The following is a 22,510-nucleotide window of genomic DNA, read 5'->3' on the forward strand; positions in this document are numbered from 1 at the left end:
GGCGGTCGCCGTCATGACGGGTATTCTCCCGCCAGTGCGCCGAACAGGATCACGGCGGCCGTCGAGGCAGCCCCGCCCCGCGCAAGCTGCTCGGCAAGCTCGGCAATCGTGGTGCGGACCAGCCGCTCGTCGGGGCGGCCGAGGGATTCGGCGAACAGCGCCGGGGTGGTCGGCGCGAGGCCGTGCGCGATCAATTTTGCGGCCAGCGCCGGAAAGGTGCGGCGGCCCATATAGACTACGGTAGTCGCCTCCGGATCGGCCAGTGCCGCCCAGTTCAGGTTCTGCGGCAGCTCGCCGGTGACGTCGGCTCCGGTCACGAACTGCACCCGGCGCGAGGTGTGGCGCCGCGTCAGGGGGATGCCGGCTTGCGCAGCGGCCACGCAGGCCGAAGTGACGCCGGGAACGATCTCGTAGCCGATGCCGGCCTCGCGCAGCGTTTCGAGCTCCTCCTCGAGCCGGCCGAAGATGCCGGCATCACCGGACTTCAATCGCACCACGCGCGCGCCGGTCGCGGCATAGTCGACCAGCAGGCGGTTGACGTGATGCTGCTTGGTCGAGGGCCGCCCGGCGCGCTTCCCGACCGCAACGAGATTGGCGCCGGGACGGGCGAGATCGAGAATCGCGCCGGACGCGAGGTCGTCATAAAGCACGACATCGGCCTCGCGCAGCCGCGCGGCACCCTTGAGCGTGAGAAGCTCGGGGTCGCCGGGACCGGCGGAGATGAAGGAGACAAAACCGCTCACCGGTCCTCCGCGATCAGATGGAAGAACGTGCCGGTGGCATTGCCTCGGCGCGACCCGGTCTCGGCGATGACCGCACCGGTCGCGTCGTGCACGACCGCGAGCGGCGTGTCGGGCTGGGCGGCAATCGTCGAATAGTGGAATTCGTGGCCGCGCAGGCGCGCGCCGGGGCTATGTCCCGGCATCGGTGCGGCGAGTTCGGCGAGACGATATCCCAGATGCATGCGGCGTTTGGCAAAGCTCGTCTCCAGGCCGAGCAGGCCCGCCATCTCATGGCGGACACCGTCGGCGTCGGTCAAAGCGGTTCCGAGCACCATATAGCCTCCGCATTCACCGTGCACCGGTCGTGTCTCGGCGAAGGCGCGCAAGCCGCTGCGAAAGCGCGCGTTGGCGGCGATCTTCCCGGCATGAAGCTCGGGATAGCCGCCGGGCAGCCAGCAGACATCGGCGCTTGCGTCGGGCGCCTCATCGGCAAGCGGCGAGAAGTTCGAGATGTCGGCACCCGCCGCGCGCCAGGCTTCCAGCATATGCGGATAGACGAAGGAGAATGCCGCATCGCGGGCAAGCGCAATGCGCTGCCCGGGCGGCGTCACGTTCAACCCATTCGCAGCCGGTTGCGGCGCCCAGGCGGCCGCCGATTGCAGCACCGCATCGAGATCGACATGCTCGGCGACGAAACGCGCGGCCTCGTCGATCAGCTTTCCGATCTCCGCCTGCTCCTCGGCCTGCACCAGGCCGAGATGCCGCTTCGGCAGGCTGATCTCGGCATGGCGCGGCAGCGCGCCGAACACGGCGATACCGGCGTCGTCAAGCGCGCGCCGTACGAGGTCTTCATGGCGCGGGCTGGCGACGCGATTGAGCACGACGCCGGCAAGGCGCACGCCCGGGCGGTAGTCGCGAAGGCCCGCAGCGATCGCCGCCGCCGTCTGCGCCTGTCCCGAGGGATCTATCACCAGCAGCACCGGCCAACCCAGCATCTCCGCAATGTCGGCGGTGGCGCCTGTGCCGGAGACGCCACGCGCGGCGACGCCGTCGAACAGACCCATCGAGCCCTCGGCAAGCACGACATCGGCGTCGGCGCCGCGGCCGACGAGATGCGCGATTCCCCCGCGATCCATCGCCCAGCTATCGACGTTGACGGAAGCGCGGCCCGTCGCAGCGGCATGGAAGGCGGGATCAATATAGTCGGGCCCGCTCTTGAAGCACTGCACGTTCAGTCCGCGATTGCGCCAGGCGCGCGCGAGCGCCAGCGTCAGCGTCGTCTTGCCGACACCGGAGGCGGGCGCGGAGATGACGAGCCCCGCCGGCATCAGGAGGCCTCCGGAAAGCGCGGCTCGGCGCCGACCGGCCGATAGCGGCGGTCGTAGTCGGCGGCATAGAGGCGGCTCTCGTCGAAATCCGCGGCGCCAAGCGTCTTGCCGACCAGAATGAGCGCGGTGCGTTCCATCTCGGTGCCGACGGCGGCATCGAGCGTCGCAAGCGTGGCGCGGACGATGCACTGGTCCGGCCAGCTCGCGCGCCAGACGATGGCGACCGGGCAATCCGCGCCGTAGTGAGGCAGCAGCTCCGCAATCACCTGGTCGAGCAGATGGATCGACAGATGGATGGCGAGTGTCGCACCGGTCGCAGCGAAGGCGGCGAGCTTCTCCCCTTCGGGCATCGCACTGGCGCGGCCCGGCGTGCGCGTCAGCACCACGGTCTGAGCGAGCCCCGGCAAAGTCAGCTCCACCTCGAGTGCCGCGGCGGCGGCCGAGAAAGACGGAACGCCGGGCGTCACGGTGAAGGGAATGTCGAGCGCACGGAGACGGCGGAGCTGCTCGCCCATCGCCGACCAGATCGAGAGATCTCCGGAATGCAGGCGCGCGACGTCCTTGCCGTCCGCATGCGCGGCGGCGATCTCGGCGATGATCTCGTCAAGCGACAACGGCGCGGTGTTGACGATCCGCGCATCCGGCGGGCAATGCGCCAGCACGCCCTCAGGCACCAGCGAGCCGGCATAGAGGCAGACCGGACAGGCGGCGATCAGGTCGCGTCCGCGCAACGTCAGCAGATCGGGAGCACCCGGCCCGGCGCCGATGAAATGCACCGTCATGCACCGTCTCCTTCCGCGATCGCGGCCGTCGCGGTACGGTCCTGCGAGACCACCCGCGTCGCAATCAATCGCGCGCGAGGGCCGGCCGCGGCGAGCGCCGCGGCTTCGGCGACCGATCCGGTCCCGAACTTTTCCGCGATGAGCCTGGACTGCGTCGGCGTGTCGATGCCGGCCAGCACCTCGGGCGACACCGCCCTGATCGGCACACCGCATTCGCGCGCGAGCTGCTGCAGCGCTTCTGCATCGGCCTTGTCGCTGACGGTCGCCACCGCCGCAAGGCCTTCAGCGCCGCCCGCTGCCAGCAGCGCCTCACGCAACGAGGCCAGCGTGACGTCCTGCCTGAATCCGAGCCCGGCGACCTTCATCGGACCGCACTCCACTGCACCACGGGACGCGCCGCCTCCCAGGATCGGTAGCGGCCGAGCGGGCCGGCATGGGCGATCTCGACCCGCATCAACTCGCCGCCGTGGCGCTGGTGCAGTTCGCCAAGCAGCGCTTCCGTTTCCAGCGTCACCGCATGCGCAACGAGCCGTGTGCCTGCCCCGATGCGCGACCAGATGGCATCGAACATCGCGCTATCGAGACCGCCGCCGAAGAAGACCGCATCCGGCGCGTCCAGCCCGGCGAGAGCTTCGGGCGCACGGCCCGTGACAACAGCGATCCGATGCGCCAATCCGAACGCCGCCGCATTGCTGCGGATATTCGCGGCGCGATCTTCGCGCATCTCGATTGCCGTCGCCGTCCCGCCGCAAAGCGCCCACTCGACCGAGATCGAACCCGATCCGGCGCCGATATCCCACAACCGTTCGCCCGGGCGCGGTGCCAGCGCCGAAATCGCGAGCGCACGCACCGGCCGCTTGGTGATCTGGCCGTCATGAGCGAAGAGATCGTCGGGAAGTCCTGCGCTGCGAGGAATGCCCCGAGCTCCCTTCGCCTCCACGGCCACCGCGACCAGGTTTCCGGCGAGATCGCCAGTAAAACCATCGGCACGATGTTCCGCAATGCTTTCGCGTGGCCCGCCGAGCGCGGCGAGAGTCCAGAATGCCGAGGCGCCCCATCCGCGCTCGCTCAGCCATTTTGCAAGGTCGCCTGCGGCCTTGCCGTCACGCACGAGGCAAATGATGCGCGCGCCAGGCGCAAGGTGTGGCACGAGGCGCTCGAAGGGCGCGGCGTGGAGACCGAGGCAGACGACGGATTCAAGACGCCAGCCGAGCCGCGCAGCGGCGAGCGAGAATGTCGACGGCGCCGAATGTGCGACCCACTCACCCGCCTCAAGCTTGTCGGCAAGGCTTGCGCCGGCGCCGTGCCAGAACGGATCGCCGGAGGCCAGCACCGCGGTCGGCCGGCCGCGGCGGCTGAGCACGACCTCCGCATCGAACGGCACCGGCCACGGATGGCCGCGCCCGGTCACACCGGCAAGCGCGAGATGACGCTCACCACCGAAGACGGTTTCGGCCTCACGCAGCGCCTTTCGGCTTGCGTCCGACAGCCCGGCAAGGCCATCTTCGCCGATACCGATGATGGTCAGCCAGGGATCAGCCATGACACGCGCCCTCATTCTGGGCGGAACGAGCGATGCGAGCCAGCTTGCGGCGGAGATCGCGCGCGCCGGCATGGATGCCGTCTATTCCTATGGCGGCCGCACCCGTGCGCCTGCCGACCAGCCGCTGCCGACCCGCATCGGCGGCTTCGGCGGCGTGAGCGGGCTCGCCGATTACATTCGCCGTGAAGGCATCACGCATGTGATCGACGCGACGCATCCTTTCGCTGCGGAGATGAGCCGCAACGCCGTCGCGGCATGCGCGGAAACCGGCACGCCGTTGATCGCGCTCGAACGCACCCCCTGGGCTAAAACACCCGGTGACAACTGGATCGAGGTCGGCGACGTCGATGCAGCGGTCGCCGCTCTGCCCGAGTCGCCGGCAAACGTGTTCCTCGCCATCGGCCGCCAGCACATCGCGCCGTTCGGGAATAAACCGCAGCACGCCTACACACTGCGCTTCGTCGATCCGCCCGAAGCGCCGCTGCCCTTCCCGGCTGACGTGATCGTGTCGCGCGGACCGTTCACGCTTGATGGCGAGCTGGAGATGCTGCGTACGCGCGGCGTCATATGGATCGTCGCCCGCAATTCCGGCGGCGATGGCGCGCGCGCCAAGATCGACGCGGCCCGCACGCTCGGCCTGCCCGTGATCATGATCGCGCGGCCGGAGTTGCCCGAGCGCCAGCGGGTCGAGAGCGTGGCCGAGATCATGCAGTGGCTTGGTCATCGCACCTGCCTCGGCGCATAGATCCAGCGGCCGACACGGCGCGTCTGCGAGTTGCCGACGATCACCAGCGTTCGCATGTCGGCCATCTCGGGCCGCGCCGCGTTGAGCGTGACGGTCTCGAGCGTCTCGTCGGATGCGCTGATCGCGCGCGCGAAGATCACGAGCCGCTCGCCGCAGCCGGCGTCCTTCAGCACGGCCAGCGCGCGGCCAAATCCTTCCGGCCGGCTCGCCGAACGCGGATTGTACAGAGCGATCGCGAAATCCGCTTCCGCGGCCAGCCGCAGGCGCTTCTCGATCAGCGCCCATGGCTTGAGATTGTCGGAGAGATTGATCGCGCAGAAATCATGGCCGAGCGGCGCGCCGGCACGCGCGGCCGCCGCCAGCATCGCAGTGATGCCGGGCAGCACGCGGATCGGGAGCTCGCGATATTGCGGCGCCTGCTCGAGCGCCTCGAACACGGCCGATGCCATCGCGAAGACGCCAGGATCGCCGGAGGAGACGACGACGACCTGCCCGCCTTCGGCGGCCAGGCGCAGCGCCTCGCTCGCTCGCGCGAGCTCCTCGCGGTTGTCGGATGGATGCAGCGTGAGCCCCGGTCGCGGCGGCACGCGCGCGACATAGGGCGCATAGCCCAGAATATCGGTGGCGGAGCCCAGCGCGGCGGAGACCTCGGGCGTCACCAGCGCGTCACTGCCCGGGCCGAGGCCCGCGATGGTCAGCGTGCCCGTCATTCGGCGGCGTCCAGATGCCGGCCCTTGCCGTGCACGAGCACGATCGCAAAATAGGGACAGTCGGCGGCATCGATCTCGGCGAGCCGCGCGACGCGCTCGCCCGGCATGGTGCCGCGCTCGACCAGCCAGGCATCGTCCAGCCTTCCGGCGGCGGCAAGCGCGCGGCGCACTTTCGCAAGATTGCGGCCGGTCTTCATGACGACCAGCGCATCGGAGTCCCGCATGCGGCGCTCGAGCTCGTCCTCCGCGAGCGTGCCCATCAGCACCGTCGTCACGTCGTCGCCGAGCGCGATCGGCTGGCCGACGGCATTCCAGCAGCCGACCATGCCGGGAATGCCCGCGATCACCTCGATCTCGACGCGTCCCTGCAAGCGCGTGTGCAGATGCATGAAAGAGCCGTAGAAATAGGGGTCGCCCTCGCAGAGCACGACCACGTCGACCGCGCGCGCCAGCCGCGCCAGGCGTTCGGCCCATTCGTCGTAGAAGCCGGCGAGCAACTGGACGTATTCCGCGCTGTCGAAAGCGATCTCGGTCGTAACAGGGTATTCCATGGGATATTCGGTCACATCGCCGGCGAGCATGCCCTCGACGATGCGGCGCGCCTGACCCGGCCTGCCCTTCTTGCGGAAATAGGCCACGTGCTGTGCGCCGCGCACGGTACGATCGGCGCGCACGCTCATCATGTCAGGATCACCCGGGCCGAGACCGCAGCAGATGATGCGTCCCATGACTATTCGCTCCGGCTCGCCAGCGCATTCACGGCCGCAACGGTGATCGCGGAACCGCCAAGGCGGCCCTCGACCGTCAACGCCGGCACCGGCGGATCGGCCATCAGCGCGGCCTTGGATTCAGCCGCGCCGACGAAGCCGACCGGACAACCGATGATCGCCGCCGGCCGCGGGCAGTCGCGGTCCTCCAGCATGTTGAGGAGATGAAACAGCGCGGTCGGCGCGTTGCCGATCGCGACGATCGCGCCGGCGAGATGCGGCCGCCACAGCTCCAGCGCCGCGGCCGAGCGGGTGTTGCGCATGGATTGCGCCAGCGCCGGGACCGCGGCATCGCCGAGGGTGCAGATGACGGCATTGGCCGCCGGAAGTCTAGCGCGCGTAATGCCCTCGGAGACCATGCGCGCATCGCACAGGATCGGCGCCCCCTTCTGCAACGCTGCACGCGCGGCGGTCGCCATGCCTGATGTGAAACGGATATGCGCTTCCAGGCCCACCATGCCGGCGGCATGGATCATCCGCACGACGACCTGTTCCTCATCCGGCGTGAAGCGGGCAAGATCGGCCTCGGCCCGGATGGTCGCAAAGGATTGCCGGTAGATCGCCGCGCCGTCGGTCTCGTAGACATGCGGCATCAGTGCCCTCCCATCAGGATGGAGGGATTGCCGACGATGTCATCGCGGTTCAAGCCGCGCAGGATGGGCTCGTCGCGCGTCGAACCCCCGCGCACGAGATCGAAGCCGGCGCCGGTCGCGACCAGCGTGATCGCGGCCGCACCAGAATGAGCGCAGCCCTTGGCGCAGCCGGAGACGTGAAGTCGTGCGGCCGCGCCGATGTTCGGCGCGAGCGCTGCCGCCAGCGCGCGGGTATCGGCATGCGCCTCGCGGCAACGCGGCGCGCCGCTGCAGGCGATGACACGCAGCGCCGGATCGTAGGCCTCGGTGATGAGACCGGGCGTGGACGGCATGGTCCGCTTGCCCTCGCTCAGAACCATCCGCCACGGCGTCATGCGCAGGGCATGTCCGCAGCCGGCGAACTGGCTGAGCGTCGCATGCGGCATTTGCCCGAAGGCGACGCCGACCATCGCGCCCTGCGGATAAAGGCCGGGGCGCGCCGCAGCCATGATCGGCGCCGGCTCGGCCTCGCCGCGCAACGCGCCAGGCAGGGCTGCGCCAGCGGCAAGATGCGCCGCCATCCGCCCTCGCCCGTCCCGGGCACCGCCTGATGTCACGAACCAGGTTGCGAGCGCTAGGGCGGCGGTCACAGCCTCGCCGCGTCCGACGGAACGGCCGAGGCTGGCGCCATTGGCCCGCACCAGCAGTCCGCCGGCGCCATCACGCTCGATCCGCACATCCGCGGAATCGCCGGCGAGCACGCGCGAAGTGCCGTCATCGATGGCAAAGCCGAATTTCGTCGGAAGCGCGAGCACGCTATTCTCGAGCGCCTCCTCGAGCTCGGCGGCAAGCGCCTGGGTCTCGTCGCCCGTGCGCCAGAACGGCGTCACCAGGATGTTGCGCCGGGATTCGGTGTCGGCGTCGGGATCGAGCAGCGCCAGTTGCGAAAGACCGTCGAGCAGCAGCCGGTGGCTGCCTTCGCTGACGCCTCTGATCTGGAGATTGGCGCGGCTGGTGACATCGATCAGGCCGTTGCCATGGCGTTCGGCCAGACGCGCCAGTCCGGAGATCTGCGCCGCATCGAGCCGGCCGCCGAACGGGCGCACGCGGACCACGAGCCCGTCGCCCGATTGCATCGGCCGCAGCGCGCCGGGGCACCAGCCCTTGACCCTGGCCGCGCTCATGACGCCTCCCGCAACGCTGCCGCGATCGAATTGCGACGCGTTCGCCAGAGTGAGGCCTCATGCAGACGGGTGAAGCACGTCTCCATCGCGGCGAGCGCCGCGGAATTCTCGCGGGCCATGAAGGCGCGGACGTCGTCGTTGCCGAGCGTCGCATCGTAGTAGAGATCGAACAGATGCGGCGGCACGGCGCCGGCCAGATGGGCGAAGGCGGCCATATGCTCGAGTGTCGCGGTGATCTCGGCGGCGCCGCGAAAACCATGGCGCATCATGCCGGCGATCCAGGCCGGATTGGCCGCGCGCGCGCGGACCACGCGTGAGATCTCCTCCGTCAGCGTGCGCGCATGCGGCTGGTCGGGACGCGTCGCGTCGAGATGATAGAGCGATGGTCCCGCCGCGCCGAGATGTGCTGCGGCCGCGGCAACGCCGGCTTCATGCGCGGCATAGTCGGCGGCGAGCAGAAGATCGGTTTCCGGCAAGTCCTGGACGTGAACGAAGGCATCGGCCGACGCGAGCCGTTTCTCGATGCCGGCGCGATCGGGCTTGATCTCGCCGTCGGCGGAGAACGCCCAGGACGACGCCGACAGCCAGGCTTCGCCGGCCGCATCGCGCGTCTCCGCCGTGAAGGCATCAGGGATCGCCGAGAGGCCGACGCCGTATTGCCCGGGACGCGGCGCGAACACGCGGGACGCACGGTGTCGGTACGGATTCTCGTCGCCCTCCTCCTCGCGCGCGGCGAGCGCCTCGGCCGCCGCCTCGAACAACTGGGCGAGGCCGGAGAAGACATCGCGGAACAGGCCCGACAGCCGCAGCGTGACGTCGATGCGGGGACGGCCGAGCTCGGCCGGCGCGATGATGTCATAGCCGGTGACGCGGCCGGAGGCGTGATCCCAGCGCGGCGCAAGTCCCGCCAGATGCAGCGCCATCGCGAATTCCTCGCCGGCGGTGCGCATCGTCGCCGAGCCCCAGAGATCAACCACGAGGCCTTTCGGCCAGTCGCCGTGATCCTGCAAATGGCGGCGAAGCAGCTCTTCCGCGAGCTTGATGCCTTGCGCATGCGCCGACGGCGTCGGCACGGCGCGCGGATCGACGGCAAACAGATTGCGTCCCGTCGGCAGAACGTCCTGGCGCCCGCGATAGGGCGAGCCCGACGGCCCCGGCGCGATGCGCCGGCCCGCAAGTGCGGCACGCAGCGCGTCCCGCTCCGCTTCGCCGCAGGCGCCGCGGCCGAACACGTGCAGGCCGTCGCCGAACTGGCTTTCCTTGAGATCGCAGACGAAGCGGTCGATCCGCGGGATCGCTTCGGCTGGCGCTGCCGATGCATCGAGGCCGAGATCGTCCTCCAGTCCGGCCACGCGGGCTTCGTCCCGGATCGCGGCGATCAGCCGCTGGCGGCGGGCGGGATCGAGACCATCGGCCGTCGAATATTCGTCGAGGAGCTGTTCGAGCCTGCGCAGGCCATCCGGCACGGCGGACTTTTCGAGCGGCGGCGGCAGGTGGCCGATGGTGACGGCACCGATGCGCCGCTTGGCCTGCGCGGCCTCGCCGGGATCGTTGACGATGAAGGGATAGATGACAGGCAGATCACCGATCAGGGCTTCCGGCCAGCAGCTCGATGACAGCGCCACGGATTTTCCCGGCAGCCATTCCAGCGTGCCATGCGCGCCCATGTGCACGACAGCATCGCAGCCCTGCTCGCGGAGCCAGAGATAGAACGCGACATAGGCATGCCGCGGCGTGCGGGCGAGATCGTGATAGTCGGCGTCGCGCGTGGTTGCATCGCCGCGTTCCGGCTGAACCGCGATGATCGACTTGCCGCATTGGATCGCGGCGAAGTGGAACGCGCCGTCGCGGCAGCTCGGGTCGCTCTCCGGCGCGCCCCAGGCTTGCGCGAGATCATCCTGCAAGGATTGCGGAAGACGCGAGAGCGCCGCGCTGTATTCGGCGACGCTCCAGGAGAGTTGCCGCCTCAGCAGCGTCTCACCGAGAGCCTGGACCGGCACGACATCGAGGCCGGTCCCCGCAAGATCGGACATCAAGGCTTCGACCGAGGCCAACGCGTCAAGACCCACTGCGTGCGCGATCTGGTGCGGGCGGCCCGGATAGTTCGACAGCACGACCGCCAGCCGCTTCTCGCCGGCCGGCTTCACCGCGAGCTTCTGCCAGGCCGCGACGCGCGCGGCGATGGCCTTCACGCGCTCCGGATCCGGGCGATGGGCAAGATGCGAGAATTGCAGGTCGGGATCACGTTCCGCAGCCGACTTGAAACTCACCACCCCCGCAAACAGGCGGCCGTCGACTTCGGGCAGCACCACATGCATCGCGAGGTCGCCGGGCGACAGGCCGCGCAGCGATTCCGCCCAGTCCTCGAGCCGCGCGGTGGAAAGCGCGACCTGGAACACGGGACACGATGCCGCATCGAACGGTGTCGTGCCGTCGTCGCCGATCGCGGAGAACGCGGTCGCATTGACGATCGCGGCCGGAGGATTTTCCACGAGCTGGAGCCGCAGCCAGTCCGCGACGCCCGCGGCCTTCAGCGAGGTGACGAACACGCCATAGGCGTCAAATCCCTTCTCGCGCAGCGTCGCAATCAGCGCATCGACCGGACCGGTGTCCGCGGCGGTCAGGTACGAGCGATAAAACGTCACCAGCGCGCGAGGCTTGCCCTCGCCGGCGGTCGGCACGGCGATGACACCGCGCGCGGGCTCGTAAAAGCCCATCTCGGGCACGGTCGTCTCGCCGACGACCGGACCGGCATAGAGGCCCGAGGCCAGCGCAAGTTGTGCGATCGCGGCCTGCGCTGCGACCGGACCGCCGGTGTCGCAGAGCACCTTGAGCCGGCGCAGCGTCGAGACCGGCAGAGTTGAGTATGCATCGAGCAGCGTGTCGTCGCGGCCGTCGGCCGGCAGCACGGCGAGCACGATACCGCGCGCCTGCGCGAGTTGCTGGAGAGCCGCGAGACCGTAGGGCCAATAGGACTCGCCGCCGATCAGGCGGACCAGAATGCCGCGTGCCTGGGCCAGCGTGCGCTCGATGTAGGTGTCGATCGAAAGCGGATGACGCAGTTCGGCGAGATTGGCGAGCCGCAGCGACGGCAGGCTGTCGCGGCCACGCCGCCAGCCGGCCGCGAACGCGGCAAGATCGGAATCCGAATACGAGAGCACCACGAGATCGGCCGGGTCCTGGCCGATGTCCCTTGGCGTCGCGGTCTCCTCGAGACCGCGGCTCTCGCGGAAGACGACGTGCATCAGATGCCAGATCCTGAAAGACCAAGTCCCGCTCTTATCGCGGCCTCGTCGATATCGCCGTGCTCGCCGATCACGACGAGCTTTGACTGCCGCGCGAGCGCGCCCCAGGGCTTGTCGAACTGGTGACGCACGCGCTCGCCGACGGCCTGGAGCAGCAGGCGCATCGGCTTGCCCGCGACCGCGATGTAACCCTTGGCACGCAGCACGTTCTGCTCGCGCGCCAGGCGCTGAACCGAGGCGACCAGCGCATCGACGTCGCCGACTTCCGGAAGATCGATCACGACGGACGCAAAATCGTCGTGCTCATGCTCCTCCTCGCCGTCGTGATGCGACGGGCGCGCGGCAAGATCATTCTCGGCGGCGGCACCGAGACCGAGGATGACGCGCGCATCGATCGCGCCGTCGGTAACGGCAAGCATCGGCACGCGGCGCGGCATCTCGGCGGTGATGGCAGCCTTGGCCGCTTCGAGTCCCGCCGGGCCGGCAAGATCGGCCTTGGTCAGCAGCACGATGTCGGCGCAGGCGATCTGGTCCTCGAACACTTCCGACAGCGGCGTCTCGTGATCGAGATTTTCGTCCGCCGCCCGCTGCACTTCCACTGCGGCCGGGTCCGGCGCGAAACGGCCGGCGGCGACGGCCTCGGCATCGGCCAGCGCGATCACACCGTCAACGGTGATGCGCGAACGGATCTCCGGCCAGTCGAACGCCCTAAGCAAGGGCTTGGGCAGCGCCAGGCCCGAGGTCTCGATCAGGATGTGATCGGGCCTCACCGGCCGCGCCAGCAACAGCTCCATGGTCGGGATGAAATCGTCGGCAACGGTGCAGCAGATGCAGCCATTGGCGAGCTCGACGATGTTTTCCTCCGGGCAATTGGCATCGGCGCAGGACTTCAGAATCTGGCCGTCGACGCCCTCGCTGCCGAACTCGTTGACGAGCACCGCGAGCTTCTTGCCGTTGGGGTTGGCGAGCAAATGCTGGATCAGCGTCGTCTTGCCGGAGCCGAGAAAGCCGGTGACCACCGTGACCGGGACTTTTGCGAGCGAGTTCATTCGGCGGCCTCCGGCACGACGGCAATGGGGGGAATGCGCGCAAGTGACTGCTTGCGGAAGATCTCGGGACGGCTGCGCCAGGGCACGAGGCCGTCGGGCGCGGCCGCATAGGCGGCGGCGCCTGCGATCACGTCGCGCGCGTTGGCATCCGACAGGCGGCCATAGACATAGGACCAGCGGCCGGGCGCACTGAGCGCGACCGAGCAGCCCTGGCTGCATGCGGACAGGCATTCAACGGGAACCACATTGACGCCATCGGGCACGCCGGCGTCGACGATCGCACCGTGAAGGCGCTTGCCCAGCGTGACTTCGCCCTCGCCAAGCGTCTCGCCGGCACGGCAGGTAATGCAGACGTGAAGTGTGACGGTCATCGCCTCTTCCAGAATAAACAGCGGGAGGCGAAGAGGCCCACGAACCGGTCTTGCGAGGGTCCGTTTCCCCGTCGCGGAACACCCCGTCCGCCGGTCCAAAAATCGTCCGCGCTGGCAGGTCTCCCGGCTTGCGGAGCAGGGTTTTGCCCTTCGATCCCCGCCTTCCCGATCCCGTTAGGGATCAGTGGCCTCGGGCATCTCTCCGGTCACGGTCGCGGGGGCGGCTGCATTTTGGACCCAAATCTTGCCGATTCGGACCCTATCGCATTCCCTCTTCGCCTGTCATAGGACAGGAACCAACGCCGGGCCACCATTTGCCCCTGGCCGCCTCTTGTCAAGCCGAAGGACCCCGTCCGATGACGCCTGAACCGGATACCCAAACGGCCGAGGAAACCGACGCCCGCCACGCCGCGAAAATGGCGAAGAAGAAGGCCGCCCGCGACAAGATCATGGCGGCCAAGAGCGGCGAGAAGGGCCTCATCATCGTCCATACCGGCGCCGGCAAGGGCAAGTCCTCCTCCGCCTTCGGCATGATCGTGCGCTGCGTCGCCCATGGCTTCCCCTGCGCCGTCGTGCAGTTCATCAAGGGTGCCTGGGATACAGGCGAGCGGCGCCTGCTCACCGGCCATTTCGGCGATCTCTGCCAGTTCCATGCGATGGGCGAAGGTTTCACCTGGGAGACGCAGGACCGCGCCCGCGACATCGCGGCCGCGCGCGCCGGCTGGGAGAAGGCGAAGGAGCTGATCCTCGATTCGAACCTGCGCATGGTCGTGCTCGACGAGATTAACATCGCGCTGCGCTACGACTATCTCGATATCGCTGAGGTCGTCGAGTTCCTGACGACGCAAAAGCCTGCGATGACACATGTCGTGCTCACCGGGCGCAATGCCAAGGACGAGCTGATCGAGATCGCCGACCTCGTCACCGAGATGACGCTGGTGAAACATCCGTTCCGCTCCGGCATCAAGGCGCAAGCCGGCGTCGAGTTCTGAAGACACACGCGATGGCGCGCGCATTGATGATCCAGGGGGCCGGCTCGGACGTGGGCAAGTCGCTCATCGTCGCCGGCCTTGCGCGCGCCTTCACGCGGCGTGGGCTGCGCGTGCTTCCCTTCAAGCCGCAGAACATGTCGAACAATGCCGCCGTGACCGTCGACGGCGGCGAGATCGGCCGCGCCCAAGCACTGCAAGCCCTCGCCGCCGGCGTCGAGCCGCACACCGACATGAACCCGGTGCTCCTGAAGCCCGAGACCGATGTCGGCGCGCAGGTCGTTGTCCACGGCAAACGCATCGCGACCGCGCGGGCGCGCGAATACGCGGCGATGAAACCGTCATTGATGGGCGCGGTGCTGGAGAGCTTTGAGCGGCTGAAGGCGCGCGCCGATCTCGTGCTGGTCGAAGGCGCCGGCAGCCCCGCCGAGGTCAATTTGCGCAAGGCCGACATCGCCAACATGGGTTTTGCGCGCAAGGCCGACGTGCCCGTCGTGCTGATCGGCGATATCGACCGTGGCGGCGTCATCGCCCAGCTCGTCGGCATCAAGACGGTGATCGACCCCGACGATGCCGCGATGATCCAGGGTTTTGTCATCAACAAATTTCGCGGCGATCCCACGCTGTTCGATGACGGCTACAAGCTGATCGAAGCAAAGACCGCCTGGCGCGGTTTTGGCGTGCTGCCCTGGTTTGCGCGCGCCGGCGAGCTGCCCGCCGAGGACGCGCTGGGCCTGAGTGATGCGCGAAAGCCGGGCCAATGCAAGATCGCTTGCCTTGCGCTGTCGCGGATCGCCAATTTCGACGATCTCGATCCGCTCAAGCTCGAGGCGGGCGTCGATCTCGTCATGGTGCGGCCGGGTGAAGCGATCCCTGGCGATGTGCGTCTCGTCATCATCCCCGGCTCCAAATCCACCCGCGGCGACCTCGCCTTCCTGCGCGCGCAGGGCTGGGACATTGATCTCCTGGCGCATTATCGCCGCGGCGGCCACGTGCTCGGCCTCTGCGGCGGCTATCAGATGCTCGGACGCAGCGTTGCCGATCCCGACGGGATCGAAGGCCCTGCCGGCGACACGCCGGGCCTCGGACTCCTGGATGTCGAAACGGTGATGAGTCCGCAGAAGACGCTGACGCGGGTTGCGGCCGTGCATGCGGCGACCGACCAGCCGATCGAGGCCTACGAAATCCACATCGGCCGCACCGACGGGCCCGATCGCGCCCGTCCGTTCGCCAAACTGAATGGCGAGCCTGAAGGCGCAATCTCCAGCGATGGCCGCGTACAGGGTAGCTATTTGCACGGCCTGTTCACGTCGGATGATTTCCGGAAAGCGTTTTTGACCAAGCTCGACATCCCGGCAGGCGACGAGCCCTATCACAGCAGGGTCGAGAGCGCGCTCGATGCGCTCGCCGATCAAATCGAAAAGCATCTCGACGTCGAAGGCCTGCTTTCGCTAGCGCGCTAGGACCTCGGCGAGGCGCGTCCATTCGGGCTCGCTGCCCGGAAGTCCGAGCCGCAGCCATGTCGGCTTCTGCACGAAGACGCGCGACCAGATCTGGCCGCGCGCGAGCTTCTCCTGCGCGGCCAGCGCATCCGGCGTCTCGTAGAGACGAAACAGCGGCGTGCCGCCAACGAACCGCCAGCCCTGCGCTCGCGCCATGTCGTCGAGACGGGCACAGTCGCGCACAAGCCGCGCTGACGTGGACTCCGCCCAGGCATCATCACGCAATGCGCGGCAGCCGATCGCGATCGCCGCCCCCGAGACCGGCCATGGCCCCGACATCGCCGCAATCCTGGCGATGTCCGCCGCGCTACCGAGTGCAAACCCAAGCCGCAGGCCGGCCAGACCATAAAACTTCCCGAAGGAGCGCAGGATCAGCAGCCCCGGATGATCCGCTTCCGGCGCAAGCGACAGCTGCGGAACGGCGTCGACAAAGCTCTCGTCGATGACGAGACGGCCGACGCGCGGCAGCAGTGCCAGCAAATCCTGCGGCGTATGGCACCGGCCATCGGGGTTGTTGGGGTTGACGACGATGGCGAGATCCGCGCCCACCAGTGCGTCAAGATCGCCGACCTCCAGGACATCCCAGCCCGCAGCCGACAGGACTCCGGCATATTCGTTATAGGTCGGCGCGAGGATGCGGGCGCGGCCGCGCGGCCCAAACTGCGGCAGCAATTGAATTGCGGCTTGCGCGCCGCCCATCGCGACGAGCGCCGCGCTCGTGCGGTAGGCGTGCTGCGCCGCCTGATGCAAGGCATCGATCTCGGCACGCGACGGCAGCGCGCTCCACGCGCGCATGCTCACCTCGCCCGCCGGATAAGGCAGCCGGTTGATCCCCGTCGAGAGATCGATCCAGTCCTCCGCGCGTCCGCCAAAACGCTGCTGGGCCAGATCGAGATTTCCGCCGTGCTCACGCATGTCCCGTTCTTTCACGCGAAGCTGAGGATCGCAAGGAGGCCGGCGAGCAGCAGCATGGCGCGGCGGTAGACCGTCAGTCCCTCGCTGATGTCAGCGGCGAGCGGATCGCGCGCACCTTCGTTCAGCCAGGGCTCGTTCGTGATGCTGCCGTGGTAGATCCGGGGACCGCTGAGCCGCACGCCGAGCGCGCCGGCCAGCGCCGCTTCCGGCCAGCCGGCATTGGGCGAGCGATGCCGGCGCGCATCGCGCGTCGTGCACGACAATGCTTCCGCCCTGTGCGGCGCCAGCAGCACGAACAGAAACCCGGTCAGCCGCGCCGGAATGAAATTGGCGACGTCGTCGATCCGCGCCGCCGCCCAGCCAAAGGCTTCGTGTCGCTCGCTGCGATGGCCGATCATGGAGTCCAGCGTGTTGATGGCCTTGTAACCCAAAATGCCGGGCAGACCGAACAGCGCGCCCCAGAACACGGGCGCCACGATGCCGTCGGAGGCGTTCTCCGCAAGACTCTCGATCGCCGCGCGCGCGATGCCGGCTTCATCGAGCGCCGCAGGATCGCGGCCGACGATGCGCGAGACCGCGTCGCGCGCGCCGGCGATGTCGCCGGCCTGCAAAGGTGCGGCAACGGCGGCAACATGATCATGCAGCGAGCGCAGCGCGACCAGCGGCCAGGCCAGGACACCCGCCAGCACGATCTGGATCCAGCCTGAGGGAAGCAAGGACTGAAGCGCCCAACCGAGTGCGGCCGAGACCGCGATCACGAGGAGCGCTCCGGCAATGCCCGCGGCACGGCGCAGCGCCGGCGGATCGGAACCGCGATTCCAGGCGGTGTCGATGGCCGCGATCAGCCGGCCGAGCCAGGTCACGGGATGGCCGATCCGTGCGAACAGCGGGGCCGGCCAGCCCAACAGGGCATCCACCGCCATCGCCACCGCCATCGCACCCGCAAAGCCCACACAAATCTCCCGTCTCGCTCCGCCCCTGTTGCGCAAGACGGCGGCCGAGCGCAAGCCCCTGGCCGCCTGATTTCGGCTTTGTCTTTGGCCCCATTTGGTGATTAGTGCTGGCCGACAGGAGACTTTTATGGCCGTCATCTTGATCACGGGCGGAGCGCGATCGGGCAAGAGCCGGCGTGCGGAGACGCGCACGCAGGCCTTTCCCGGGCGGCCTGTGTACATTGCCACAGCCGAGGCGCTCGACGCCGAAATGGCGGACCGCATCGCAAAGCACCGCGCGCGACGCGGAGCCGACTGGATCGAGTGCGAGGTGCCGCTCGACCTGGTGCAGGCCCTGGTCGAGACCGAGGGCGGCGGCGCGAGACTGGTTGATTGCCTGACGCTCTGGCTGTCCAACCTGCTGCATTCCGAGCGCGACTGGTCGCGCGAGGTGACGCATCTCGCTGAGGTTCTCCCTCGCTTGCGCAGTCCCGTCATCATGGTCACCAATGAGGTCGGCCTCGGTATCGTGCCCGACAACGCGCTGGCGCGTGCCTATCGCGATGCCGCCGGAATCATGAACCAGACATTCGCCGGCGTTGCCGACGAGGTCGAGTTCGTGGTCGCCGGACTGCCGATGAAGCTGAAATGATCCCTCGGACCGAAACGATCCGGGACGTCATCGCCGATCTCAGGATCGCGGCGTCGTTCGTCACGCTCCTGCCGGTCGGATCGTCAAAGCCTGCGGCCGAAGGCGCCATCGCGCGCGCGACCTGGGCGCTGCCCGTCGCCGGCCTCCTTGTCGGACTTGCCGGCGCCTTGGTCTACAAGATCTCCAGCCGGCTCGGACTGACGCCAAACCTTGCCGCCCTGCTCGCACTGGCCACGACCGCCCTCATCACCGGCGCGCTGCACGAGGACGGGCTTGCCGATACCGCCGACGGGCTCGGCGGCGGCCGCACGCGCGAGCGCAAGCTCGAGATCATGCGCGACAGCCGCATCGGGACCTATGGCGTCTGCGCACTGATCCTGTCGTTCGGCCTGCGCTGGAGCGCGCTCGCGGCTATCGCCAATCCGTGGCTGGTGACGCTGGCGCTGTGCGCTGCGCATTGCGCAGCCCGCGCGGGCGTGCCGGCGTTCATGTCGCTGGTACCGCCGGCGCGGCCTGACGGCCTGTCGGCAAGCGCCGGAGCGCCGCCGGGCCGCAGCGTCGCCATCGCCTTTGCCGTTGGAACTCTCGCGCTCACCCTCGCACTTGGACCGGGCAAGGCGCTGGTCGGCCTGATCCTGCTGTCGCTCGCAGGCCTGATCCTGGCACGGATTGCCATCCGCCAGATCGGCGGGCAGACCGGCGACATTCTCGGCGCCTTCGAGCAGACCGGCGAAATCGTGATCCTGCTCGTTGCCGCGGCCTTCCAGATGGGACGATGACCTCATGGTCGAGTTCGACGACACCTTCCGCCAACATCTGCGCGAGCTGTTCGTATGGCGTCGTGACGTGCGCCGCTTTCGCACCGATCCCTTGCCGGACGGCGCGGTGGAACGCCTGATTGAGACGGCCTGTCTTTCCCCGTCGGTCGGCCTCAGCCAACCCTGGCGCTTCGTCATCGTCGACGATGCCGCACGGCGCACTGCCGTGATCGACGATTTCAGGACTTGCAACGGCGACGCGCTGAATGCGTATGCCGGTGAACGCGCCGCGCGCTATGCCACCCTAAAGCTGTCGGGCCTCGAACAGGCCCCCGGCCACCTCGCCGTGTTCGCGGACAAGGCCAGCGACACCGGGCACGGCCTCGGCCGCGCGACCATGCCGGAGACGACCGAGTATTCAGTCGTCGCGGCGATCACCGCAATGTGGCTCGCCGCACGTGCGGAAGGCATTGGCCTCGGCTGGGTGTCGATCCTGCATCCCGATCGCATCCACACCATTCTCGACGTGCCTGATACCTGGAAATTCATCGCCTATCTCTGCATCGGCTATCCGGAAGTCGAATGCGACCAGCCCGAGCTGGAGCAGGCGAAATGGGAGCACCGGCGCAGCACGGACGAATTCACGCTGCGGCGCTAGGGCCGCGCCCTCCTCCGTCATTGCGAGCGTAGTGTTCAGCCCGGGCACATAGCTTACACCTGTTCGGGGAGATGGTTGACACTTTTGGGGTTACGTAGATCGATCGTTTCGATCTGGTGAGCGGCAAAGAATATTCCAAACTTTCCCTCAGCACTGAGCTGACGAATGGCGAGTTTCTCACCACGGAAGGCTTGCGGGACTTTCCAGAGCCGTCCCTTGAAGCTGACATAGGCCTTCGTGGTGGAGACGGAACGGACGATCTCGCCCTCGTCGTACTCCACCGTTGGAAGGCGATCCGGCATGAGGCGCTGGCTTGGTCGATAACGGCTTGCGGGCACATCGAAGCCCAATGCCTCGTGCGGCCGATCTAGATTGTAGACGGCTCGCCATTGGTCAAATGCCCGCTGGACATCGGCAAGGTCCCGGTAGCGCTTGAAGGCGAGAACCTCGGCCTTCAGGCTGCGATGGAACCGTTCGTTCTTGCCTCGGCTCTGGGGATGATAGGGCCGGCTGTGGATCGTGCGGACGCCGAGCTTGAGAAGCCACACCGTCAGCGTGGTCCAGGGGTCTTCAAGGGTGAAGCCCCAGGGGCCGCCATTGTCGACGAACATCGCATCCGGCAGTCCGTAGCGATGGAACGTCGCCTCAAGATGTCCTCGTACCGTCGAGCCTCGTTCGTTGTCACAGGCTGCCAGGCATAAGGAAAAGCGCGAGTGATCGTCTAGCGTCGTCAGTGGATGACAAGACACGCCGTTCTCCAGCGCACTGTGCCCCTTGAAGTCCATTTGCCAAAGCTGGTTGGGCGCATCCTTCTCAAAGCGAGTATAGGGCTGTCCAGGCGTGCCCGCGGGCTCCTTCACACGATCGTAACGGCGTAAAATTTCGTGCACGGTCGATATCGCGGGAGTGGCTTGCCGATTGCGCTTCAGGCGATGCGCGAGCTTGCGCGCACCCCAGGCCGGGTGCGCATCTCGCAGCTCGACAATCTGCTGCTCGGTCGCAGCAGCTGTACGCTCCGGACTGTGATGAGGTCGTCGCGACCGGTCTGCCAACGTCGCATCGCCCGCTTCATACCGCTGGATCCACTTGTAGCCGGTCTGGGCGCTGATGCCGAACTGCCGGCACAGCTTCCGCCGGTTCACTCCCTCCTGCTTGGCAAGCATCACCAACTCTCGCCGTTGATCCATGACAGACACCTCGCGCCACGGCATCGCTCGCCCCCTTGTTTGACGAATCGAGCCGATTTTGACGTGTCAACCATGTCCCCGAACACCCGTCAGTCATGTCTCCGGGCTAAACAGTAGCGAAGCAATCCAGAATCTTGCCGCCGAGGTAGTCTGGATTGCTTCGTCGCAAGAGCTCCTCGCAATGACGACTGAGAGAGAGGCAACCTGCCGCTACGACTTGCTGCCGGCAACCGCCGCCACGGGCGCGGCGCTTTCCTGTTTCTGGAACATCAACAGCGGCCGGAAGATGATGCGGCCATAGGCTTCGTAGTGGTTCTGGGTCGAGACCGCCATCTTCAGCGGCGTCGCGTAGTTTGCCTCAAAGGTCATGAACGGCGCGTAGGTCCAGGAGAAGCCGACGCCGACCGAGCCCAGTTCGGTGACGCCGGGGAATGTCGAATATACCGCACCCCAGTCGGTGAAGACGTAGGTGTCAAAGCCCTTGAGCCATGACGACCAATTGTAGTGCAGCTCGGCGTTGAAATAATAGCCGCTGTCGCCGGACGCCGAGTTGGAGGGATAACCACGCACGGTGGTCGGACCGCCGATCGAGAAGATCTGGTCGCCCGGCAGCAGCTTCTCCTGCGTGTACTGCCAGCTCGCAAGCACGTTGGCGCTGAAATTCGCCGGACCGGCCGCGCTGGTCGCGATCAACGAGCCGGTATAGGTGTTGAACGCGCGGTTGTTGCCGAGCACGTGGTCCTGCCACGCGATGTAGTTCACCGCCGGCGAGACCGTGATCGAATAGCTGTTGCCGGAATTGGTTACCGAAAATCCGGCCGTAGCCTTGTCGTAATGATCGTCGGTGACGGCGACCGTGGCGAAGCGGCTCACCGTCTTGCCCTCGGTCTCGGCGGCGTTGAACAGCACCAGCCAGTTCTGTGTCACCCAGATCGGCTGGCTGAAATTGATCGCGGCCTGGCTGGAGCGTCCGGTGACGTCGAGCGCGACGAACGGTCCCTGGATGATCTTGATCTTGCCTTCGGTGTAGCTGACGCCGACGCGGCCGCCCCAGGGATTGACCGGAATGCTGTAGGCGGCGTTGCCGTTGAGATTGCCGTCGGAGCGTACGCCATAGAAGGTCAGGCGGTCGTCGACGCCGAACAGGCCGTGGCGCTTGTAGAACGCCCCGCCCTCCCAGCGCCCGGTGTTCTCGACGCCTTGGTTGTCGGTGAAGAGCTGCAAGGTGTCGATCGGCGGCTCGATCACCGCGAATTGGAGGTCGGTCAGACCAAAACTCGTGCCGGGCTGGAGCAGCGCCTTGATCTGCACATCGTTGGTGCGGTTGAACCAGATCACGTCGCGATTGAGCTTTGGAACGTCGAGGACCTCGCCTTCCGGCTCCTTGACGCGCTGAAGGATGTAGTCGGTGCGCGTCTGCTTGTTGCCCTCGATGGTCGTCTTCTTGAGCCGGCCTTCGGTCAGCTTGATCTTGACCACCCCGCCCTTGGCATCCTGATCGGGCAGCGTCGCGATGCCGGTGACGATGCCGCGCGCGGTGTAGATGGCATTGATGTCGGCGACGAGCTGCAACAGCGAGGCGATGTCGACATCCTTGCCGACATATTTCTTCGCGATCTCGTCGAGCTCCGCGGGCGTGATGAACTTCGACGCGTCAAACTCCACCTTGCGCAGGCGGAATTTCGGCCCGCCCGGTTTCAACAGCTGGGACTTCTCCCGCTCGCCGCCAATCACCGCCGGCCCGTTGAGTTTGGGCGGCGCGCTCTGCTGTTCGAGCTGCCGGCGCTGCCGGTCGACGTCGTTCTGGATCACGCCGGGATTGATCGACTGGGAGCGCGCGGAGACAATGCAGCAAGCTGCCAGCCCGACCCCCAATGCTGCCCCCAGAATCCGCATCCC

Annotated in this window: 22 protein-coding genes and 1 riboswitch; of the genes, 6 read left to right on the forward strand and 16 right to left on the reverse strand. The window is 67.5% G+C overall.

Features of this window, described 5'->3' with window-relative positions:
- Nucleotides 1-11: 11 nt before the first annotated feature.
- The 5 genes from cobA to cbiE are packed head-to-tail and all read right to left on the reverse strand — an operon-like array spanning nucleotide 12 to nucleotide 4,375.
- Nucleotides 12-743, reverse strand: coding sequence for a uroporphyrinogen-III C-methyltransferase (gene cobA / locus EI171_RS31620; RefSeq protein WP_011086057.1), 732 nt, complete (start codon nucleotides 741-743; stop codon nucleotides 12-14).
- The gene (locus EI171_RS31625) at nucleotides 740-2,050 is read right to left on the reverse strand and encodes a cobyrinate a,c-diamide synthase (protein ID WP_161535652.1); all 1,311 of its coding nucleotides are present in this window, start codon (nucleotides 2,048-2,050) and stop codon (nucleotides 740-742) included. The genes cobA and EI171_RS31625 overlap by 4 nt, the downstream gene beginning before the upstream one ends.
- Nucleotides 2,050-2,832, reverse strand: coding sequence for a precorrin-4 C(11)-methyltransferase (gene cobM / locus EI171_RS31630; RefSeq protein WP_161535653.1), 783 nt, complete (start codon nucleotides 2,830-2,832; stop codon nucleotides 2,050-2,052). Before cobM ends, EI171_RS31625 begins: the two co-directional genes overlap by 1 nt.
- Nucleotides 2,829-3,197, reverse strand: coding sequence for a cobalamin biosynthesis protein (locus EI171_RS31635; protein ID WP_161535654.1), 369 nt, complete (start codon nucleotides 3,195-3,197; stop codon nucleotides 2,829-2,831). The genes cobM and EI171_RS31635 overlap by 4 nt, the downstream gene beginning before the upstream one ends.
- The gene (gene cbiE, locus EI171_RS31640; RefSeq protein ID WP_161535655.1) at nucleotides 3,194-4,375 is read right to left on the reverse strand and encodes a precorrin-6y C5,15-methyltransferase (decarboxylating) subunit CbiE; all 1,182 of its coding nucleotides are present in this window, start codon (nucleotides 4,373-4,375) and stop codon (nucleotides 3,194-3,196) included. Before cbiE ends, EI171_RS31635 begins: the two co-directional genes overlap by 4 nt.
- On the opposite strand from cbiE, the gene EI171_RS31645 reads away from it, so the two are divergent.
- On the forward strand, nucleotides 4,374-5,120 hold the full coding sequence (locus tag EI171_RS31645; RefSeq protein ID WP_161535656.1) for a cobalt-precorrin-6A reductase: 747 nt from the start codon (nucleotides 4,374-4,376) through the stop codon (nucleotides 5,118-5,120). The genes cbiE and EI171_RS31645 overlap by 2 nt on opposite strands.
- Here the strand turns inward: EI171_RS31645 and cobJ are convergent.
- From cobJ to EI171_RS31680, 7 genes are read right to left on the reverse strand one after another with little or no spacing between them, the layout of a single operon-like run.
- Nucleotides 5,096-5,830: a precorrin-3B C(17)-methyltransferase gene (cobJ, locus tag EI171_RS31650; protein WP_161535657.1), complete on the reverse strand. Its 735-nt coding sequence runs from the start codon at nucleotides 5,828-5,830 to the stop codon at nucleotides 5,096-5,098. The two genes, EI171_RS31645 and cobJ, sit on opposite strands and share 25 nt — an antisense overlap.
- Nucleotides 5,827-6,558 carry a precorrin-2 C(20)-methyltransferase gene (locus tag EI171_RS31655; protein WP_011086050.1) on the reverse strand — a complete coding sequence of 244 codons (732 nt, stop codon included), beginning with the start codon at nucleotides 6,556-6,558 and terminating at the stop codon, nucleotides 5,827-5,829. The genes cobJ and EI171_RS31655 overlap by 4 nt, the downstream gene beginning before the upstream one ends.
- Nucleotides 6,559-6,560: 2 nt before the next feature.
- The gene (locus EI171_RS31660; protein WP_028172127.1) at nucleotides 6,561-7,190 is read right to left on the reverse strand and encodes a precorrin-8X methylmutase; all 630 of its coding nucleotides are present in this window, start codon (nucleotides 7,188-7,190) and stop codon (nucleotides 6,561-6,563) included.
- Nucleotides 7,190-8,353 (reverse strand): precorrin-3B synthase, encoded by a 1,164-nt coding sequence (gene cobG, locus EI171_RS31665; RefSeq protein WP_161535658.1) that lies wholly within the window; start codon nucleotides 8,351-8,353, stop codon nucleotides 7,190-7,192. Before cobG ends, EI171_RS31660 begins: the two co-directional genes overlap by 1 nt.
- Nucleotides 8,350-11,598 carry a cobaltochelatase subunit CobN gene (gene cobN, locus EI171_RS31670; protein WP_161535659.1) on the reverse strand — a complete coding sequence of 1,083 codons (3,249 nt, stop codon included), beginning with the start codon at nucleotides 11,596-11,598 and terminating at the stop codon, nucleotides 8,350-8,352. Before cobN ends, cobG begins: the two co-directional genes overlap by 4 nt.
- Nucleotides 11,598-12,647, reverse strand: a complete 1,050-nt coding sequence (gene cobW / locus EI171_RS31675; protein WP_161535660.1) for a cobalamin biosynthesis protein CobW — start codon at nucleotides 12,645-12,647, stop codon at nucleotides 11,598-11,600. Before cobW ends, cobN begins: the two co-directional genes overlap by 1 nt.
- On the reverse strand, nucleotides 12,644-13,018 hold the full coding sequence (locus EI171_RS31680) for a DUF1636 domain-containing protein (RefSeq protein WP_161535661.1): 375 nt from the start codon (nucleotides 13,016-13,018) through the stop codon (nucleotides 12,644-12,646). Before EI171_RS31680 ends, cobW begins: the two co-directional genes overlap by 4 nt.
- 95 nt (nucleotides 13,019-13,113) lie before the next feature.
- Nucleotides 13,114-13,334, reverse strand: a riboswitch (cobalamin riboswitch).
- A gap of 40 nt (nucleotides 13,335-13,374) precedes the next feature.
- Between EI171_RS31680 and cobO the strand changes: the two genes are divergently transcribed.
- Together cobO and EI171_RS31690 are read left to right on the forward strand one after the other, a co-directional pair.
- Nucleotides 13,375-14,010 carry a cob(I)yrinic acid a,c-diamide adenosyltransferase gene (gene cobO / locus EI171_RS31685; protein ID WP_161535662.1) on the forward strand — a complete coding sequence of 212 codons (636 nt, stop codon included), beginning with the start codon at nucleotides 13,375-13,377 and terminating at the stop codon, nucleotides 14,008-14,010.
- 11 nt (nucleotides 14,011-14,021) lie between these two features.
- Nucleotides 14,022-15,470 carry a cobyric acid synthase gene (locus EI171_RS31690; RefSeq protein ID WP_161535663.1) on the forward strand — a complete coding sequence of 483 codons (1,449 nt, stop codon included), beginning with the start codon at nucleotides 14,022-14,024 and terminating at the stop codon, nucleotides 15,468-15,470.
- Here the strand turns inward: EI171_RS31690 and cobD are convergent.
- Nucleotides 15,459-16,424: a threonine-phosphate decarboxylase CobD gene (gene cobD, locus EI171_RS31695; protein ID WP_060911284.1), complete on the reverse strand. Its 966-nt coding sequence runs from the start codon at nucleotides 16,422-16,424 to the stop codon at nucleotides 15,459-15,461. The genes EI171_RS31690 and cobD overlap by 12 nt on opposite strands.
- Nucleotides 16,425-16,435: 11 nt before the next feature.
- Complete coding sequence (gene cbiB / locus EI171_RS31700) at nucleotides 16,436-17,377, reverse strand: adenosylcobinamide-phosphate synthase CbiB (RefSeq protein ID WP_161535664.1); 942 nt, start codon at nucleotides 17,375-17,377, stop codon at nucleotides 16,436-16,438.
- A 127-nt stretch (nucleotides 17,378-17,504) separates the two neighbouring features.
- Between cbiB and cobU the strand changes: the two genes are divergently transcribed.
- Genes cobU through bluB form a run of 3 tightly spaced genes read left to right on the forward strand, consistent with a single transcriptional unit; the run spans nucleotide 17,505 to nucleotide 19,424 of the window.
- The gene (gene cobU, locus EI171_RS31705) at nucleotides 17,505-18,008 is read left to right on the forward strand and encodes a bifunctional adenosylcobinamide kinase/adenosylcobinamide-phosphate guanylyltransferase (protein WP_161535665.1); all 504 of its coding nucleotides are present in this window, start codon (nucleotides 17,505-17,507) and stop codon (nucleotides 18,006-18,008) included.
- Entirely contained in the window at nucleotides 18,005-18,787 is a 783-nt protein-coding gene (gene cobS, locus EI171_RS31710; protein WP_161535666.1) for an adenosylcobinamide-GDP ribazoletransferase, read from the forward strand. The genes cobU and cobS overlap by 4 nt, the downstream gene beginning before the upstream one ends.
- A gap of 4 nt (nucleotides 18,788-18,791) precedes the next feature.
- On the forward strand, nucleotides 18,792-19,424 hold the full coding sequence (gene bluB, locus EI171_RS31715; RefSeq protein ID WP_161535667.1) for a 5,6-dimethylbenzimidazole synthase: 633 nt from the start codon (nucleotides 18,792-18,794) through the stop codon (nucleotides 19,422-19,424).
- Nucleotides 19,425-19,477: 53 nt separating this feature from the next.
- On the opposite strand, the gene EI171_RS31720 is transcribed toward bluB, so the two are convergent.
- A complete protein-coding gene (locus EI171_RS31720) occupies nucleotides 19,478-20,635 on the reverse strand; it encodes an IS481 family transposase (protein ID WP_161535668.1) in 1,158 nt (385 codons plus the stop codon).
- A gap of 186 nt (nucleotides 20,636-20,821) precedes the next feature.
- Nucleotides 20,822-22,507 (reverse strand): ShlB/FhaC/HecB family hemolysin secretion/activation protein, encoded by a 1,686-nt coding sequence (locus EI171_RS31725; RefSeq protein ID WP_161535669.1) that lies wholly within the window; start codon nucleotides 22,505-22,507, stop codon nucleotides 20,822-20,824.
- Nucleotides 22,508-22,510: the final 3 nt, after the last annotated feature.

The organism is Bradyrhizobium sp. LCT2 (assembly GCF_009931255.1).
GTDB lineage: Bacteria > Pseudomonadota > Alphaproteobacteria > Rhizobiales > Xanthobacteraceae > Bradyrhizobium > Bradyrhizobium diazoefficiens.